14 protein-coding genes are annotated in these 17659 nt (G+C 71.1%); 9 read left to right on the top strand and 5 right to left on the bottom strand.

The window, feature by feature from the left end; translation table 11 throughout:
• The first annotated feature begins 8 nt into the window (after positions 1-8).
• The 7 genes from QSK32_RS35390 (at position 9) to QSK32_RS35360 (ending at position 7117) form a co-directional block, all read left to right on the top strand.
• The gene (locus QSK32_RS35390; protein ID WP_285474364.1) at positions 9-494 is read left to right on the top strand and encodes a hypothetical protein; all 486 of its coding nucleotides are present in this window, start codon (positions 9-11) and stop codon (positions 492-494) included.
• Between the two features lie 58 nt (positions 495-552).
• Positions 553-1242, top strand: a complete 690-nt coding sequence (locus QSK32_RS35385; RefSeq protein WP_285474363.1) for a class F sortase — start codon at positions 553-555, stop codon at positions 1240-1242.
• A gap of 140 nt (positions 1243-1382) precedes the next feature.
• Positions 1383-3245 carry a pectate lyase-like domain-containing protein gene (locus tag QSK32_RS35380; protein ID WP_285474362.1) on the top strand — a complete coding sequence of 621 codons (1863 nt, stop codon included), beginning with the start codon at positions 1383-1385 and terminating at the stop codon, positions 3243-3245.
• Between the two features lie 67 nt (positions 3246-3312).
• A complete protein-coding gene (locus QSK32_RS35375) occupies positions 3313-4623 on the top strand; it encodes an APC family permease (protein ID WP_045747186.1) in 1311 nt (436 codons plus the stop codon).
• Between the two features lie 182 nt (positions 4624-4805).
• Complete coding sequence (locus QSK32_RS35370; protein ID WP_285474361.1) at positions 4806-6035, top strand: helix-hairpin-helix domain-containing protein; 1230 nt, start codon at positions 4806-4808, stop codon at positions 6033-6035.
• 556 nt (positions 6036-6591) lie between these two features.
• Positions 6592-6852 (top strand): hypothetical protein, encoded by a 261-nt coding sequence (locus QSK32_RS35365; protein ID WP_045747188.1) that lies wholly within the window; start codon positions 6592-6594, stop codon positions 6850-6852.
• 61 nt (positions 6853-6913) lie between these two features.
• Complete coding sequence (locus tag QSK32_RS35360) at positions 6914-7117, top strand: hypothetical protein (protein WP_045747189.1); 204 nt, start codon at positions 6914-6916, stop codon at positions 7115-7117.
• Between the two features lie 1039 nt (positions 7118-8156).
• Here QSK32_RS35360 and QSK32_RS35355 read toward each other — a convergent pair.
• From QSK32_RS35355 to QSK32_RS35345, 3 genes are all read right to left on the bottom strand, one after another.
• Entirely contained in the window at positions 8157-8402 is a 246-nt protein-coding gene (locus QSK32_RS35355; RefSeq protein WP_052721127.1) for a hypothetical protein, read from the bottom strand.
• Positions 8403-8573: 171 nt separating this feature from the next.
• Positions 8574-8765, bottom strand: a complete 192-nt coding sequence (locus QSK32_RS35350; RefSeq protein ID WP_157411489.1) for a hypothetical protein — start codon at positions 8763-8765, stop codon at positions 8574-8576.
• Between the two features lie 1929 nt (positions 8766-10694).
• Positions 10695-11126, bottom strand: coding sequence for a hypothetical protein (locus QSK32_RS35345; RefSeq protein WP_285474360.1), 432 nt, complete (start codon positions 11124-11126; stop codon positions 10695-10697).
• 1477 nt (positions 11127-12603) lie between these two features.
• On the opposite strand from QSK32_RS35345, the gene QSK32_RS35340 reads away from it, so the two are divergent.
• Complete coding sequence (locus QSK32_RS35340; protein ID WP_285474359.1) at positions 12604-13680, top strand: YncE family protein; 1077 nt, start codon at positions 12604-12606, stop codon at positions 13678-13680.
• An 8-nt stretch (positions 13681-13688) separates the two neighbouring features.
• The gene (locus QSK32_RS35335; protein WP_285474391.1) at positions 13689-15038 is read left to right on the top strand and encodes a transaminase; all 1350 of its coding nucleotides are present in this window, start codon (positions 13689-13691) and stop codon (positions 15036-15038) included.
• A gap of 8 nt (positions 15039-15046) precedes the next feature.
• Here QSK32_RS35335 and QSK32_RS35330 read toward each other — a convergent pair whose 3' ends face one another.
• Positions 15047-15769: a VC0807 family protein gene (locus tag QSK32_RS35330; RefSeq protein ID WP_285474358.1), complete on the bottom strand. Its 723-nt coding sequence runs from the start codon at positions 15767-15769 to the stop codon at positions 15047-15049.
• A gap of 157 nt (positions 15770-15926) precedes the next feature.
• Positions 15927-17627: a PP2C family protein-serine/threonine phosphatase gene (locus QSK32_RS35325; RefSeq protein WP_285474357.1), complete on the bottom strand. Its 1701-nt coding sequence runs from the start codon at positions 17625-17627 to the stop codon at positions 15927-15929.
• Between the last annotated feature and the right edge of the window lie 32 nt (positions 17628-17659).

Raw genomic sequence — 17659 nt, 5'->3', positions numbered from 1 at the left:
GCACGACGATGGCCGACGACAGTTACCCGGCGTCCGGCGGCCGTGGGCGGCGCACGCGGCAGATCGCGCTCGGCGTCGCCCTGCTGGTCGCATTGATCCTGCTCTTCCTGCTACTCGCCTTCTGCACGCGGGACGGTGGCGGCACGGTGACCGAGCCCTCCTACCCGGTGACCCCGACCTCCGCCCCGCCCGGTGGTCACCCGTCGGCGAGCGTCGGCCCCTCGCTCTCCTACCCGCCCTCCTCGCCCCCGTCGCCGCCCCCTTCCCCGACCTACCCGCCCGACTCGCCGACGCCCCCGGCCTCGTCGCCGCCGGCGCCGTCGTCACCGGTGCCCAGCGACTCCGGGCCGGGCTCGGCGGGGCCGACACCCTCGGGCGGGGTGGACGCCGGCGGCGGCAGCACGGCCTCCGGCACCCGGGTGGCCCTGCTGGCCGGTGGCCTGTTCTTCCTGGTCGCCGCGATGGGCGCGGGATGGCGTGCGGTCCGCCGCTGACGCCGCCCACCGGCCGCACGCCCCGGTCCCCCGCCGGTCACGGTTCGCACTGCCTGTGGTGCGTGACCGGCGGGCGGCCGCCGCGGCGGTGTTGTTCGCGGTGCTGGGTTCGACCCTGACCGCGATGGGAGTACGCGCGGAGCCGACACTCCCACCGCCGGTGGCCGCGCCCGTCGCCACCGCCACCGCGTCACCGTCGGCCGACCGCGGTGAGGCGTCACCGCCGGACGACCGCGGTGAGGCGTCGCCGCCGGACGACCGTGCCGGCGCGATGCCGCGGTCGGTGCCGGTGCGGTTGAGTGTCCCGGCGATCGGCGTGGACACCGCGGTCATGAAACTGGGGCTGCGCGGGGACGGCACGCTGCAGGTTCCGCCGCTGCGGGCGGACGCTCCGGCCGGCTGGTACGAACATTCGCCCACGCCGGGTGAGCCGGGCGCCTCGGTGATCGCCGGGCATGTGGACACGGCACGCGAGGGCGCCGCGGTCTTCTTCCGGCTCCGGGAGCTCACCCCGGGCGACATCATCCTGGTACGCCGTGCCGACCGTTCCGTGGCCCGCTTCGCGGTGCGACGGGTCCTCGCGTACCCGAAGGACGACTTCCCGACGGCGGCGGTCTACGGGCCGGTGAGTTACGCGGCGTTGCGTCTAGTCACGTGCGGCGGAACGCTGGACCGGGATCGCGGCAGTTACCGGGACAACGTGGTGGTGTTCGCGGAAGCGGTACCGGAAGCGGTTTCGGGCAGCTGAATGGGCATCCGGTTCCGGAACCCGGGTGACTCGTCCCGGAAGCGTGGGGTATGCCGGATCGCCACCCTTGACATGGAGCTTCGCCGATTGGTTCCGTGACGGGGATCATTGCGATCTTGTTACGGAAGGACACCCTCCGCATGACGAGACTCTCCCGCCGCGAGCCACGGTCGCGGTCGTTACGGCGTACCCCCGCGGTGTTTCTGTCGATGGTCCTCGCCGTCACCGCGGCACCCAGCCCGGCCACCGCCTCGCCGGCGGCCGTGAAAGCCCCCGATCTCGGCACGAACGTGACCGTCTTCGACCCGAGCATGCCGGTGAGCAGCATCCAGGCGAAACTGGACGCCACCTACGCGGCGCAGGTCGACAACGAGATGGGCACGAGCCGGTTCGCGTTCCTGTTCAAACCGGGCACCTACGGCACGGCCGAGCAGCCGTTGCAGGTCAAGGTCGGCTACTACACGGAGATCAGCGGCCTGGGCGCGAACCCGGGCGACGTGGTGATCAACGGCAAGGTGGAGGCCTACAACCGCTGCCTGAGCTCGGATCCGGCCAACCCGAACTGCATCGCGCTGGTCAACTTCTGGCGCACGGTGTCGAACCTGACCGTCAACATCAACGGTGCGGGCCAGGACGGCTGCCGGCAGACGGCGAACTTCTGGGCGGTATCGCAGGCGGTGTCGCTGCGCCGGGTGGAGTTCACCGGCGGCACGCTGTCGCTGATGGACTACTGCACGGCCGGACCGCAGTACGCGAGCGGCGGGTTCATCGCGGACTCGAAGCTGCCGGCGACGACGAACGGGTCGCAGCAGCAGTGGCTGACCCGGAACAGTTCGGTGGCGTCGTGGTCGAACGCGGTGTGGAACCAGGTGTTCTCGGGTGTCGACGGGGCTCCTGACGACTCCGCCTTCCCGGATCCGCCCTACACGACACTCGCGAAGACGCCGGTGAGCCGGGAGAAGCCGTTCCTGTTCGTCGACTCTCGCGGGAAGTATCAGGTGCGGGTGCCGGCTGCGGCACGGAACACGAGCGGGACGTCCTGGAACGCCAAGTCTGGAAAAGTGCTGCCTTTGTCGGATTTTTACGTCGCTAAGCCCGGCGACTCGGTGGCGAAGATCAATCTGGCGCTCGCGCTCGGCAAGCACCTGCTGCTCACGCCGGGCGTGTACGACATCGCCCGCAGCATCCAGGTGACCCGGCCCAACACCGTCGTGCTCGGCATCGGGCACGCCACGCTGACCGCCGTCAACGGCGCGACGCCGCTTGACCTCGCGGACGTGCCCGGCGTGATCGTGGCCGGCGTGACCATCGATGCCGGCACCGAGGAATCGCCGGTACTGCTGCGCGTCGGCCGCGGCAACGGCGTCACCTCGCCGTCGAACCCGACCACGCTGAGCGACGTCTACTTCCGGGTCGGCGGCCCGCACATCGGCAAGACGAACATCGCGCTCGAGGTGAACAGCGACGACGTGCTGATCGACCACACCTGGGTGTGGCGCGGCGACCACGGCGTGGAGGGCTTCACCCAGGGCGTCAACGGCGACACCGACCGCTGGCGGACCAACACCGGACGGTACGGCGCGGTGATCAACGGCGACGACGTGACCGCGACCGGGCTGTTCGTCGAGCACTTCCAGAAGTACAACACGGTCTGGAACGGCGAACGCGGCACGACCGTGCTGTACCAGAACGAGCTCCCGTACGACCCGCCGACGCAGGCGGACTGGATGAACGGGTCGACACTCGGATACGCCGGATACAAGGTCGGCAACCGCGTGAAGCAGCACAGGCTGTACGGCGCGGGCGTCTACGTGTTCAACCAGAACAACCCGTCGATCCACACCGCGAACGGGTTCGAGGTGCCGTCCACACCGGGCGTCGAGCTGCACCACATCATGACCGTCAACCTGAGTGCGGGCGTCATCGACCACGTGGTGAACGGTGTCGGCGCGGCCGCGGACACCACCAAGGTGGGCCAGCCGGTCTTCGTGACCTCCTACTGATCCGTCCGGGTGGTCATCCGTCCGTCACCGGGCGGATGGCCACCCGTGGCCGTAGAGTCCATAGGTCATGGTGGATACGACGCTCAACCGGGTGATCGGACCGTGGCTGCTGCTGCTCTTCGTGGTCGGCGACATCCTCGGCACCGGTGTCTACGCGCTCACCGGCAAGGTCGCCACCGAGGTCGGCGGCGCGGTCTGGCTGCCGTTCCTGCTGGCGTTCGTGGTGGCGCTGCTGACCGCGTGCAGCTACCTCGAACTGGTGACGAAGTATCCACAGGCCGCGGGCGCGGCGCTCTACACGCACAAGGCGTTCGGCCTGCACTTCCTGACCTTCATGATCACGTACGCGGTGATGTGCTCCGGGCTGACGTCGGCGTCCAGCGCGGCCAAGGCGTTCGCCGGCAACTTCGCCGCCGTGTTCGGCCCCTCCACCGGCGTGGCGATCGGCTTCATGGCCCTGGTCGCGGTGATCAACTTCCGGGGCGTGGGCGAGAGCGTCAAAGCGAACGTGGTACTCACCACGGTCGAACTGACCGGGCTGCTGATCGTCATCGTCATCGGCGCGTGGGCCATCGGCGGCGGAGACGGCGACCTGTCCCGGCTCACGTCGTTCTCCTCCCCGGACGGGAACGTCGTCCTGTCGGTCACCGCCGGGACAGCCCTCGCGTTCTTCGCCATGGTCGGCTTCGAGGACTCGGTGAACATGGCCGAGGAGACCCGCGACCCGGTCCGGATCTTCCCCAAGGTGATGCTGACCGGGCTCTGCATCACCGGACTGATCTACATCCTGGTGGCGATCTCGGCGGTCGCGCTGGTGCCGCCCGCCGCCCTGGGCGAGGGCGAGACCCCGCTGCTCAAGGTGGTGTCCGCCGGGGCGCCGGGCTTCCCGCTCTCGGTGTTCGCGTTCATCACCATGTTCGCGGTGGCCAACAGCGCGCTGATCAACATGATGATGGCGTCCCGGCTGCTCTACGGGATGGCCCGCGAAGGCGTGCTCCCCGCGGCCTTCGGCCGGGTCCACGCCGGGCGGCGTACGCCCTGGGTCGGGATCCTCTTCACCACCGTCGTGGCCTTCGGACTGATCGGGTACGCCGACCTGACCGCGCTCGGTGGGACCACGGCGCTGCTGCTGCTCGTCGTCTTCACTGTGGTGAACGTCGCGGTCCTGGTCCTGCGCCGCGACCCGGTGTCGCACCGGCACTTCCGCACCCCGACGGTCATTCCGGTCATCGGGGCGGTCAGCTGCGCATTCCTGGCGAGCCCGTGGAGCGGGCGGGACGGCGCGGACTACCGCGTCGCGGGAATCCTCCTGCTCATCGGTGGCATCCTCTGGGCGATCACGTACGCGGCGAACCGTTTCGTACTCTCCAGGCCCTGATACCCGTCACGCCCTGCAACGACCGACCGGGCGTAACCTGCCGGAAATGATCTGGCGCCCCGGTCCGGGTGCAGGTGGCACCGTATGGCGGACGAACGGCACCCTCGTTCTCGCTGCGTACGGTGATGTGCGAAGCTGCCCGCTACCGCAAAGCATCCTCCTCTCCTGTCCGGAGGCCCCATATGGCATCATTCCTCTCCTTTGTCGCCGGGCTGGTCATCGGCGCGATCGCGGGTTGGCTGGTGTGGGGACGCCAGCTCAACGCGAAGTCCGCGCCGGCCGCCGCCTTCAAGCCCAAGTCGTCCACCACCCCCGCCACCACGGAATCCGCCGACGCGCCGACGCCGGAGCCGGCCGCGGTCATCGCCGCGGTGGCGGCCACGTCGGCTGCTTCTCCGGCCGCCGCATCTCCGGCCGCCGATTCCTCCGTCGCGTCTTCGCCTGCCGCGCCTTCCGCCTCCTCCTCGGATGACGACGCGGAGGCGACCTCGGTTTTCACGTCGCCCGTCGTCGCGACGCCGGAGGCGGTTACGGACACCCCGGCCAGCGAGTCCACCGCGGTGATCCCGCTCGACCCGGCCTCCTCCTCCTCCTTCTCCTCCTCCGGCACCGCCGCGGGCAGCGTCTCGGGGATCGACGAGCCGGTGGCCGAGGCCGAGCCGGTGGCCGAGGCCGAGCCGGTGGTGGCGTCCGCGCCGCTCGTCGAGTCCGCGTACTACGAGAACGAGGACGAGCCGACCGCGGTCATCATCCCGGAGAAGGCCCCGGCCGCCGAGCCGCTCGACCCGGCCGCGTCCGCCGAGGAGACCTCGCTGATCGTGCCGGCGCAGGCCACCGAGTCCGCCGCTCCGGCCACCGCGGCCGTGCCGGACGCTCCGGTTGCGCTGGACGCCCCGGCCGTGGACGAGGCCCCGGTCAAGGCCGACGCTGAGATCGCGGACGTTCCGGCCACCGCGTCGGAGGACAACGGCGACGAGCCCACCGCCGTGATCATCCCGGTGCAGCCGTCCGAGCCCGTGATCGTCGAGTCCGCGTCCGCCTCGTCGGCCGCCGAGACCGCCGCGGTCGAGGCCGTCGACGAGCCGACGTCGGTCATTCCGGCCCAGGCCGGTGAGCCCGCGCTCGAGTCGGATGCCGCCGCCGCGCCGGTTCCCGCCGTGGACGACCCGTCCGTCATCGTGCCGATCGACTCCCCCGGCGTCGAGCAGCCCGACGACCTGACCAAGATCCCCGGCATCGGCCCGAAGATCGCGATCGCGCTGGCCGCCGCGGGGATCACCACCTACGACAAGCTGGCCGAATCCGACGTGAACGACCTCAAGCAGGCGGTCACCGCGGCCGGCATGCGTGGCTCCGCGAGCCTCGCCACCTGGCCCGAGAAGGCCCGCGCGCTGGCGGCCGTCGCCGGCTGACCCTTCGCGGTCCGGCACCCGGGCGTCGTCAGCTGACACGCCTCGTGCCCGCTCTTCCAGGACCGGTCCGGCTATCCGCCGGGCCGGTCCTTTCGTCTGTCACCGGTCCGCCGCAGAGCCCCCGGGCCGGGTCGACAGCGCCCGTGTGGTGACTTCAGGCGCTCAGCGCGCCCGTAATCACCACACCCAAACGAGCGTGACGACTTCAGGCGCCCAACACGCCCGAAATCACCACACCCAAACGAGCGTGACGACTTCAGGCGCCCAGCGCGCCCGTAATCACCACACCCAAACGAGCGTGACGACTTCGGGCGCCTGGCGCGGCTGAAGTCACCACGCGGAGGGGCTTCGCACACTGACCACGGAACGCGCATAGACCTCGAAGGCGGGCTGCGGGCCAGAATCACGAGAAATCAACCTTTCAGCCGCTCAGGGTAGCCGAACGGCCAGCTAAAAGAAATTTTCGGATGATGTTGGGTTCGAGAGTTGCAACCCGGGAGCGGTGCTGCCGATCAGAGGGATCGTCCTGCCCGGCCTAGACAAACAAGGAGTCCCGATGTCCGTCAGCGCCACCGCCGCACCCGCCGCGAACTGGAACAGCCACGCCGCCTGGACGCGCCTGCAGACCGCCCGCCTCAAGCTGGCCGCCGACCTCACGCCGGTCCAGGCCGGCCACTCGGTCATCACCGCCGACCGGGCGGCCGTCACCGCGGCCGAGAACGCGGTGGCCCGGATCGAGTCGTCCCAGGACATCGAGGCCCTGCGGCTCCGGATCGCCCGCAGCAACACCGGGAACGCCGTGGACGTCACCGTCTGACCGTTCCCGTCGACGGCACCGCCGTACCCGAGTTCCGCCCGGCCAGGTTTCCGCCGGTGCGGTGCGGACGCATGTACGCGTCCCGCACACCGCACTCATCGGCGTGATCACGATCGGTCTGAGCTCGCTGCCCGCCGTCCATCCCGTCAACGCCGCCGGACACCAGCCGGCGTCGTCCAGCATGCTGCCGGTGCGAGGTGGCACGCTGCCCAGCGCCGCTGCTCAGCATCCGGCGTCCCCCGCCATGTCACCGAACACCCGGTGACCAGCCTTCGTAGTTCACGTCGTCCCCGTTCACCGACCCCTTCGACTCCACCGCCGAGTACCCGTCGGCCGCACCACGACGCCGCCGAGTACCAGTAGGCCCGCACCACAACGCCGCCGAGCGCCAGTCGGCGTGCTGCACAACGCCGCCGAGCCGCAGCCGGCGTGCGGAGCACGGGCATGCCCCGGTTCCCCACGCACCGCTGGGGCACTGCGGCATCCGACAGCCGGATCGTCACCGCGCCCCCAGCGCGGCCGCTGACGTTTCCGTGCCCGGTCGACGACCATCAGGCTCGCCTGCCAGTGAACGGCAGGCGAGCCACCTGTGCGCCCAGCCGGCCCCGGCCCCACGCGCGTCCCCCGAGGGGCGAACGCCGTACCGGTGACCACCCACCGTGAGCCCGGCGCCGGCGCAACGGCATCGAGCGGCAGTCAGGCCGCAACCGCTCTCCGGGGAGGTGTGGTTGCCGGGGAGGGGCTGTCGCGTACCCCCAAGGAAGATCGGGAAGAGCGGAAGCCGGCGGCGACAGACGGGTTTCCGGCATTTCGGAAGGGTGGGCACGCACCTTCCACTGGATCCGGTGAAATTCTCGGCTGATTCGGACATCCGACAGTCGGTGCGCCGGGGCTCCTGGGGGCGCACCGGGCGCGGGTAACATCATCGCAGGTAGATCGGTGTTCTTGGGCTGTCCGAAACGGACCGGGAACACGGAGATCAACAACTCTGTGTTGTGGAGGCCTGGCGTTTCGTAATCATCAAAGGGTTTCGTGGCTCGCTCCGGCAACGCACCATGGATGAAGGGTGATGCGATGAGCGGGCGACGACTGGCTGTTGTGGTGACGATCGAGCACCACGACGATCCGGTGCTGGGCAGATTCGCGGTGCCGTCGGCTGACGTGCCCGCACTCTCCGAAGTGCTCGGTGACTCGGGGCTCGGCGGGTTCGAGGTGACGTTCCTGCGCGACCCCAGCACCGCCGAGACGTTCGAGCAGGTGAAGTCCCTCTTCGAGGGCCGGGCGCAGGACGACTGCGTGATCCTCTACTTCCGGGGCGTGATGCTCACCGGGCCGGGCGGCGGGCTCCACCTCGCCGCGGCGGACACCGTGATGGGCCGGCCGGCCGAGACCGCGGTCGACGTGTCGCAGGTCGCCTCGCTGCTGCAACGCTGCCGGGCCGGGCAGGCCGTGGTGATGCTCGACGGGCGGACCGGCGGACCGGTCGACGCGGGACACCACTTCCGGGCGGCGCGGTCCGCCGAGTGGCAGAGCCGCGTGGTGATGGCCACGACGGCCCGCGCCGAACCCCCGACGTTCGCCGGCCTGATCGCCGACGGCGTCCGCGGCGCCGCCGCCGACCGCGACCGGGACGGGTTCGTCGGTGTCGGCGAACTCTACGAATACTTGCGGGAACGCGACCCGAGCGTGCGGCAGTGGGTGTTCGGGTCGGGCCGCCAGGCCTATCTGTCACGGATCCGCCGACCGGGCAGCGACCAGATGACCCGCATCGCGGGACTGGCGGCGGACGCGGCCGGCGACGACCTGTCCCGCGCGGTCGAGGCACGGGAGACACTCCGCGGGCTGACCAGCGGCGAGGGCCGGGTCGCGGCAGCCGCGGCGGCGGCACTGCGGCGGACCTCCCTGCGCGTCACAGAGTCGAGCCTCGACTTCGGCCGGGTCGCCCCCGGCACCCGCCAGCTGACCGCGGAGATCCCGGTCCAGGGCCCGCCCCTGGCCGCGGCGTCGGCGGTGAGCAGCACGGCGGAGGGCCTGCGCGCCCGCCTCGAGGGCAACACGCTGCGGGTCTCCTGGTTCCCGACGGTCGGCAGGTTGCACGGCGAGATCATCCTGGACGGTCCGGCGGGGAACGCCCGGGTCGCGGTGATCGGCGAGGTCGCGGCGGACTTCGAGACGGGGGCCGCCCTTCCTGCCGGTCCGTCGGGGCGGACGGCGCGGGCTCTACCGGCTGGGCCGGGAGCGCGTGAGGCGGTGTCGGCGCCTTCGGTCCCGGTCGTACCCACCCCGGCATCCGGTGCGGCATCTTCGGTGCCCGTTTTGCGGTCACCGGCCCCCGCAGCGTCGTCCTCCGGGCCCGCCGTCTCTTCGCCCGGACCTGCCGTGCCGTCTTCCGCCGGGTCCGATTCCGGTTCTGGTTCTGGTGGCAGGCCCGCGGGGGTTCCGGCAGGTCAGCCGGTCCCTGCCGCGGGGTGGCCCCAGCCCGGTGCGGTGGGCGGTGGGTGGCCCGGTGCGGGTTTCGGACAGTCAGGCACCTCTCCGGGTACGCCGCAGAGCCCTCCCGCCGACACCGGCACACCGCCGCGTCCAGCTGTCGACGCGGTGACCGGTGGCGGTGGCGGTGGCGGTGGCGCAGTGGGCACCCCCGCGGCGACCGGGCCCGGCCACGATGAGGAAGCGCCGATCCTGCCGCGCGCCGGGGTGAAGGCCAGCGCGCCGGTTCCGTCCGCGACAGTTCCCACCGTGGTTCCTGTGCCGGTTCCCGAGCAGATCCCGCCCTCGGTCACGAAGGATGCCGAGCCTCCTACGACCGGACCTACGACTGCCCGTGCCGAGGCTGTCACGCCTTCCCTGGAGACAGCTGTGGAAACCAGCGCTGTGCCTCTGAACGGTGACTCCGCGAACGCCCTTCCCCCCGAAGCACCGTCGGCGGTTGCTGTCCCGAAGGCTCCCGCCGACGGGACGGTCGGGGCGGCTTCGGGAACCACGGGTCCAGCAGGCGAGCCGACAACGACAGCGCGGGAGGAACGACAGGGAGCAGCGGACGACCGGCCGTCAACGACGGCCGCAGGCGCAGCCGCAGCCGCAGCTGGCGAACGACCGGCAACGACAGGCGCGGGGGAACGACCGGCCGGGACGACGCCGGAGCGACAGTCGGCGGGAACAGCCTCGGACAGCCGGCCGGCAGGGACGGCTTGGCCCGGTTCCGGAGGTGGTTGGCCCAGCCCTGGCGGCGGGTGGCCCGGCGGAAGCTGGACAGGTTCGGCGTGGCCCGGAAGCAGCTGGTCGGACGCCGCATCCGTGAATCAGCCGGCCCCGGAACCCGAACCGGCGAAGGCCGCGGACATCGCGGCTCCCGCGGCTACGGAAACTCCAGCGGCTACGGCTCCAACCCCGGCGGCGCCGGCGGCTACGGCTCCAACTCCGGCGGCTACGGCCCCGGAGCCTCCTGTCTCGGACGTCGCGGCCCCGACGGTTGCGGAACCGAAGGCCCCGGTTACGGACGTCGCGCATACGGACTCGGGAGCCGTTCCCCCCGACGGCCCTGCTGCGGCGGGTGGTTCCCCAGTAACGGCGGATGAGCCCACCACTTCCTCATCCTCGAGGATCCCCGACGAGTCGGAGCAAGAAGTCGGGGAGCCGATTCCCCACACAGGCGATTCCGCAGCGAGCTCGACAGCCTCGAAGACTGAGGACTCGATCCCGGACAGCAGCCCGGTCACGGCCAACGAGGCGGCGTCTCAGGAGCAGGCTTCTCACGAACAGGCTTCTCACGAGTGGGCGTCTCACGAACAGGCTCCGCACAAGCCGGTGACGGCTGTGCCCGCTGTGGATTCGGCTCCGGGTCAAGGACCGGAATCGGGTTCGACTTCGAGTTCGGCTTCTGGTTCGGATTCGCGTGGTGGGCCGGCTGAGCGGGAGGATCGGGACAACCCTGGTGACTCCGCAACGTTCAGCGAGAGCGGGAAACGGCATGCCCCGGTGGGTGGGAGTGTCGGGGCGTTCATGGTGGCCGCCGCCGGGCCGAGCGCGGTCCGGCCGGTAACGAGAACCGGCGACACCGATCCCACCTCCACTCCCACCTCCACCGAAGCGACGACGGCGACATCGGCGACGGCAACGACGGCGGCGACATCGGCGGCGACGGGCACGGGATCGACGGCAGCAGCGGCGAGCACGGCGTCGGACGGCGATGCCGTCACGACAGCTGTGCCCTGGAGCGCCGGACCGGACAGCACCGATTCTGGGACTGCTGCGCCGTGGGACTCGGCGGCCACCACTCGGGTGGACAACGTCTCAGGTCGCGCGGACGCCGTCTCCGGTGGTGCGGGTGACGGCTTCGGGCGTTCGGACGCCACCTCTGGTGGCGCGGGCGGTGGCTCCGGGCGTACGGATGCCGTCGCCGGGGGTGTGGATGGTGGCTCTGTGGGTTCGGCTTCGGAGGGGCCGGGGACTTCGCCGGGGAGCAATCCCTGGTCGACCACTCCGGTTCGGGCCGAGGGCGTGGGGAACATGGTGGACGCCTGGAACAGTCAGGTGCCGGTTCCGCCTCCGCCTGCGGACAATCCGACCCGGCACTGGGGACCTGGGGCCGCTCCGACGTCGGGGACTCCGGCTTCGTCCTGGCCTCCGGCGGGGGCCGGGGCACCCACGTCGGGTGTGAGTCCGAGCTGGAACGAGACGCCCAGCGGGGCGTGGCCGATGTCGCCCGCTGCTTCCGGATGGCCTGCGCCCGCCGACGGGTGGAACGCCCCACATCAGGCCGGACCACACGGACAGCCAGGGCCACATGGGCAATCAGGGCCGCACGGGCGACCCGGACCGACTCCGCCGGGCGGACCTTACACGGGACAATCGGGCCCCACACCGACGAGCGGACCCTACGCGGGGCAGCCTGGGCCGGCACCGACAAGCGGGGCCTATCACGGGCAGCCTGGACCGACGCCGCCGGGCGGGCCCTACGCGCCGCACGGGCAGAATCCGCCGGATGGGCCCTGGGCCGGACAGCAGCATGGCACCGACCCGACATATCCGGGAGCGCAGCAAGGGGCGATGCCGCCGGGCTCCGCCTATCCGGGATCTCCGATGGCTCCGGGGTATCCCGCGCCTCCGGGCCAGGGGTATCCGCCTCCGCCTGGACAGGGATACCCGGCTCAGCCCGGGCAGGCATATCCGGCTCAGCCCTACTCCGGGCCGCCCTATCAGGCGCCGGGTCAGGGTTATCCGGTGCCCGGTCAGCCCTATGCCGAAGCGGGCCACTCCGAGCAGCCGGGACAGGCGCATCCGGGACAGGGGTATCCGGGTCAGGGTCATCCGGGTCAGGGTCAGCAGGTTCCCGGTTACGGCCGGCCCGACCAGTCCTATCCCCCTCAGGGGCATTCATATCCGCCTGCCCAAGCGAACCAGGGATATCCGCCTACCCAGGCGGGTCCGGCTTATCCGGTCAGTCCGGCTTATCCGGCTCAGGGTTATCCCGCGCCGGCCTATCCGGTCAGTCCCGCCTACCCGGTGCCACCGCACCAGGCGACGGCGCCGCCTCAGTACCCCGCTTCTCAGAATGGTCCGGCCTATGCGGCTGCCGCGGCTCAGGTGAGCCCGGCCTACCCGGGGTTCCCGTCGGCGCCCGCTCTGCCGGGTGGTCCTGCGGGACCGGCCGGCCCCGGCGGGCCCGGGCAGCCGGTTCCGCCGTCGGCTGACCCGTACCCCGGAAATGGTGCGCCACCGCCTCGCCGGCGGCGGGCCTGGGTGGCTGCGGTGCTCCTGGTCGTGTTGATGTTGGCGACCGGGTCCTATGTCGGGTTCCGGGTGCTGACCTCTGATCAGGATCAGCAGGACGCTGCGCCTCCGGCGGCCGGTTCGCAGGCGACGCCGGATCCGGCGGGGACCGGGCCGTCGCCGGTGGAGCCGACGGCCGCGCCGGTGGAGAGCGTGCCGCAGCCCGCGGTGGTGGACACGTTCCCGCTGGGCCGCGAGCCGGAGGGTGTCGCGGTGTCGCCGGACAACAAGACCGTCTACGTCGCTGACCAGAATTCCAAGGACGTGCACTTCGTCAACGCGGCGACCGGGACGGCGAGCGCGGTGAAGGTGCCGAACACGCCGAGGTTCCTCGCGGTGTCGCAGGACGGCGGGCGACTGTACGTGTCGCTGTTCGAGAACGACTTCACCGGCAACGGTCTCGCCGTGATCGACACTGCCTCGCGGAAGCTGGTGAAGACGATCAGAACCGGTCCTCGGCCGTTCGAGCCGGCGGTGGACGCGGCCGGGAGGATCTGGGTGCCGATTCACAATGCGGGACGGGTGGAGATCTACGACCCGGAGACGCTGACCGAGGACGGGCGGATCACGGTGCCGCCGAACCCGCACTGGGTGGTGTTCTCGCCGGACGGGAGGACGGCGTACACGGCCAACCACGAGTCGAGCCAGATCTCGGTGATCGGGGCCGAGGATCGCCTGGTCAAGCGCAACATCAAGGTCGGCAGGTCGCCGCACGCGCTGGCGGTCACCCCGGACGGCAAGCAGCTGATCGTGACCAACTACGACGTGGACACCGTGGAGATCTATGACACGTCGGACATGCGGCAACTCCACAAGATCAAGGTGGGCCGGGAACCGCAGGCTGTGATGATCTCGACGGACGGCGTGCACGCGTACGTCGTCAACGAGGGCACCGACAACATGTCGGTCGTCGACCTGAAGGACGGGAAGGTCGTGTCGACGGTCGGGGTCGGTGACAGCCCGCGCGTGGTGGCGATCTCCCCGGACGGGCTGCGTCTCTACGTGTCCGACGGCCGGGGCCAGTCCATCACCGTGCTGCGCACCTCGAAGGAGTAGACGCCGCCATCGACCGCTCGCTGCTGCACCGTCTCACCGACCGTGAGCGGGTGACGTTCGCGGACCGTCACCCGCGGTCGGCGGCCGCGTACCGCAAAGCAGGTCATCTCTTCGGTCGTGTCCCGATGACCTGGATGAACAAGACCGCCGCGGGTTTCCCGATCCACCTGGCCACCGCCCGCGGCAACCGGATCACCGACGTCGACGGCAACACGTTCGTCGACTTCTGCCTGGGCGACACGGCGGCGATGGCGGGCCACTCCCCCGCGCCGGTGGTCGCCGCGGTCACCCGGCGGCTCGGCGTCCTCGGCGGCGCGAGCACGATGCTGCCCACCGAGGACGCGGCGGCCGCGGGCGCCGAACTGGCCCGGCGGTTCGGACTGCCGTACTGGAGTTTCGCGCTCACCGCCACCGACGCCAACCGGTGGGCGATCCGGCTGCTGCGCGCGGTCACCGGCCGTCCGAAGATCCTGGTGAACAGTTGGTGCTACCACGGCTCGGTCGACGAATCACTGATCGTTTCCGGTCCGGACGGTGGTGGGCGCAGCCGGGACGGCAACGTCGGGGCGCCGGTGGACGTGACCGTCACGAGCCGGGTCGCCGAGTTCAACGACCTGGCCGGCCTGGAACGGGAGCTGGCGCACGGCGATGTGGCGGCGGTGCTGATGGAACCGGCGCTGACCAACATCGGCATCGTGCTGCCGGAGGACGGCTACCTGGCCGGGGTCCGGGACCTGACCCGGCGCCACGGCACGTACCTGATCAACGACGAGACGCACACGTTCTCGGCGGGGCCGGGCGGGGCGACCGGATTCTGGCACCTGGATCCGGATGTCGTGACCATCGGAAAGGCGATCGGCGGCGGCATCCCGGTGGGTGCCTACGGCCTGTCGGCGAAGCTGGCGGACGCACTGGGCGGCCGCGCGGACCTCGACCTGATCGACATGGGTGGGGTGGGCGGCACGCTCGCGGGCAATCCGGTGTCGATGGCGGCCACCCGCGCGACCCTCGAGGAGGTGCTCACCGACGACGCCTTCGCCGCCATGACCGCGAGGGCCTCGACGTTCGCCGCCGGCCTTTCCACGATCATTGCGGGGTACGCGCTGCCGTGGTCCGTCAGCCGCCTCGGAGCCCGGGTGGAGTACCGGTTCGCGGACCCGGCTCCCCGTGACGGGGCGCAGGCGGCGCGGAGTGCGGACGCGGAGCTGGAGGACTTCCTCCACCTGTACCTGGCGAACCGCGGAGTGCTGCTGACACCGTTCCACAACATGGTGTTGATGTGCCCGGAGACGAGTGAGCGGGACGTGGATCGGCATCATGAGGTCTTCCACGCGGCGTTGGGCGAGCTGGCGGGCTGACGATCCGGTCAGGCGGCCAGTGCGTGGGCGGCACGCTTCTGGGCTGCCTGGTAGCGGGCGTTCCAGGCGATCAGGCCGGTGATCGTGACGACGGTGAGGACCGTGGACAGGCCCACCATGACCGGCACCGGGAGAACGTAGATCAGGACCAGCCGGACGGCCGCCTCGGCGAGCAGTCCGGCGCCCCAGACGATGGACGACACCCGGTGACCGCGCTGGAAACGGGAGCTGGTCGCGTACAGCTCGGCGAGTTCGGCGGCCTTCGCCGGCAGGAAGCTCTGCTGGGCGGCGAGCGTGAGCGGGCGTCCCCGCATCGTTGAGGCGAGGAACGCCAGTCCCAGGATCGCGGTGGTCACCGAATGCTTGACGAGCATCATCCGCGGGTCACCGGTGACCAGGGTGAAGACCAGGCCGACGCCGAACATCGCGCCGATCACCAGGGAGAAGGCGCTCAGCGTACGATCGCGGACGGCGACCGTGGCGAGGCGCAGACCGGCGGCGACCGTCCCGGCGAACAGCGCCGCCGTGTCGCCGACGCCCGCCGCGTGCAGGGCGTAGTAGGTGGCGACCGGCAATCCGAGGTCCCAGGCCAGGGCGCGGATCATCGAACCCACCCCGCCGGGTACGGAGGAGGCGGGAGCAGCAGGGTCCGCCGGAACGGTGGCGGGAATGGTGGCGGCGGTCGAAGCCGGCACGCCCCGGCCGGTGGTGATGGTCGCGTCGTGCTGCATGGTGTCGTCTCCCTCGGCTGGACCGCCACGTTGCGGCGACGGTTCCCTCTGGCCCGCCGGCATGTCGCGGCGATGAGGTAATCCTGGCCGGACAGTGGTCGTCCCCGGGACGACCGACCCACCGAGGCCGGTTGTCAACCGGTCGGTGGACACGCTCTCACCGCGCACCGCCGGCGGCCGGAGTGGGGGCGCTGACGGGTGCGGTGGCGGGGATGCGCAGGATCACCAGGGCGATGTCGTCCTCGCTGTCGGCGAAACGGTCCAGCAGCAGGTCGCACAGGTCCTCGACCGACCGGCCGGCGTGGGCGGTCAGCGTGTCCGTCAGATCGGCCAGGCCCGCGTCGATGATCTGTCCACGGCGCTCCACCAGGCCGTCGGTGTAGAGGACGACGACGCTACCCGGCGGCAGGCCCACCACGTGATCGCGACGGGTGTTCCCGGCCGCCCGGACGGCGGAACGCGGGCTGCCGGAGTCGGCGGGCGACGGTGCCGGCCGGGCGGCACCGGTGAGGCCGAGGCCGAGGAGGATGTCGACCGGAGTCGTCAGCAGGCGGGCCGGGCCGTCCGGCGGGATCAGCACCGGCGGCGGGTGGCCCGCGTTGGACCAGCGCAGACGGTGGCCATTCTCGTCGTGTTCCACGCGGGCCAGGATCGCGGTGGCGAAGGAACCGACCCGCAGGCCCCGCATCGCGGCGTCGAGGGTGGTGAGGATCTGCGCGGGTGAGCGGTCCCCGTCGTAGGCGACGCCGCGCAGCAGGTTCCGCATCTGCGCCATCACCGCGGCGGCGTGCCGGTCGTGGCCGGACACGTCGCCGACGACCAGGGCCAGGGAGCCGTCCGGCAGCAGGAACGAGTCGTACCAGTCGCCGCCGACGTGGGTCTGCTCGGCGGCGCTGCGGTAGCGGACGGCGACGTCGAGGTCCTCCGGCCTGGCGGGTGCGGTGAGCAGGCTGAGCTGGAGGGCTTCCGACATCTGGTGTTCGAGTTCGGCCAGTCGCCGTTCGGCCTGCCACTGGCGGACCCGGGTGAACGCCTGTGTGAGGGCGGCGGCGATCAGCCGGAGGAATCCGCGGTACTCGTCGTCGACGGGCAGGTGGTCGCTGAGGCGGACATCCAGATACGGGTGTCCGGCGTCGGCGGACAGCGGTATCCGGATGATGCGGGCATCCCGCATCGGCGTCGAACCTCCCGAGGACGGCGCCACGCCGAGACTTTCGGCACCGCCGGCGACAGCGGCTGCGGCAGGCGGTGGGGACAGGCGGACGGCGAACTCGGGGAGGTCGTCGGCGGCGCCGGCCAGCACCTCGGTCGCCCGCGTGACGATCTCGGCGTCGGTCGTGGCCTCGGACAGAGCGTCCGTCAGGCGGGCCAGGGCTGCCAGCCGGCGGTGGGCGAGGATGCGGCCCGTCGTCTCGGTCGCGATGTCGATGACGCCCTCGATGTCGCCGGATTCGCCGACCACCGCCGAGTAGCAGAACGTGAAGTACGTTTCCTCGAGGAAGCCGTGCCGGTCCATCATGAGGCGCAGGTCCTCGGCCATCGTCGCCTCGCCGGTGCTGATCACGCCGTGCAGCATCGGGCCGATGGTGTCCCAGATCTCCGGGAAGATCGTCGCTACCGGGGCGCCCAGGGCGGACGGGTGTTTGGCGCCGATCATCTCGACGTACGCCTCGTTGTAGATCAGGGTCAGGTCGGGTCCCCAGAACAGGGTGACCGGAAACCTGCTGTGCAGGGCGAGGGCCACCGCCGACCGCAGCGCCGTGCTCCAGGACGCGACCGGGCCGAGCGGCGTCGCCGTCCAGTCGATGCTCTCGTAGCGCACCCGGAGCGTACCCGCGGCATCGAACAGTTGATCCACGGGACGACTGTAGTCGTCACGGCGCGTGTCGA

This window comes from Actinoplanes sp. NBRC 101535, assembly GCF_030269225.1.
Taxonomy (GTDB): domain Bacteria; phylum Actinomycetota; class Actinomycetes; order Mycobacteriales; family Micromonosporaceae; genus Actinoplanes; species Actinoplanes rectilineatus.
This window is presented reverse-complemented; position numbering and strand designations above follow the sequence as displayed.

Bases quoted from the DNA above. Each gene is read 5' to 3' on its own strand.
- QSK32_RS35390 (WP_285474364.1), top strand. From the start codon at position 9: ATGGCCGACGACAGTTACCCGGCGTCCGGCGGCCGTGGGCGGCGCACG.
- QSK32_RS35380 (WP_285474362.1), top strand. From the start codon at position 1,383: ATGACGAGACTCTCCCGCCGCGAGCCACGGTCGCGGTCGTTACGGCGT.
- QSK32_RS35375 (WP_045747186.1), top strand. From the start codon at position 3,313: ATGGTGGATACGACGCTCAACCGGGTGATCGGACCGTGGCTGCTGCTG.
- QSK32_RS35370 (WP_285474361.1), top strand. From the start codon at position 4,806: ATGGCATCATTCCTCTCCTTTGTCGCCGGGCTGGTCATCGGCGCGATC.
- QSK32_RS35365 (WP_045747188.1), top strand. From the start codon at position 6,592: ATGTCCGTCAGCGCCACCGCCGCACCCGCCGCGAACTGGAACAGCCAC.
- QSK32_RS35330 (WP_285474358.1), bottom strand. From the start codon at position 15,769: ATGCAGCACGACGCGACCATCACCACCGGCCGGGGCGTGCCGGCTTCG.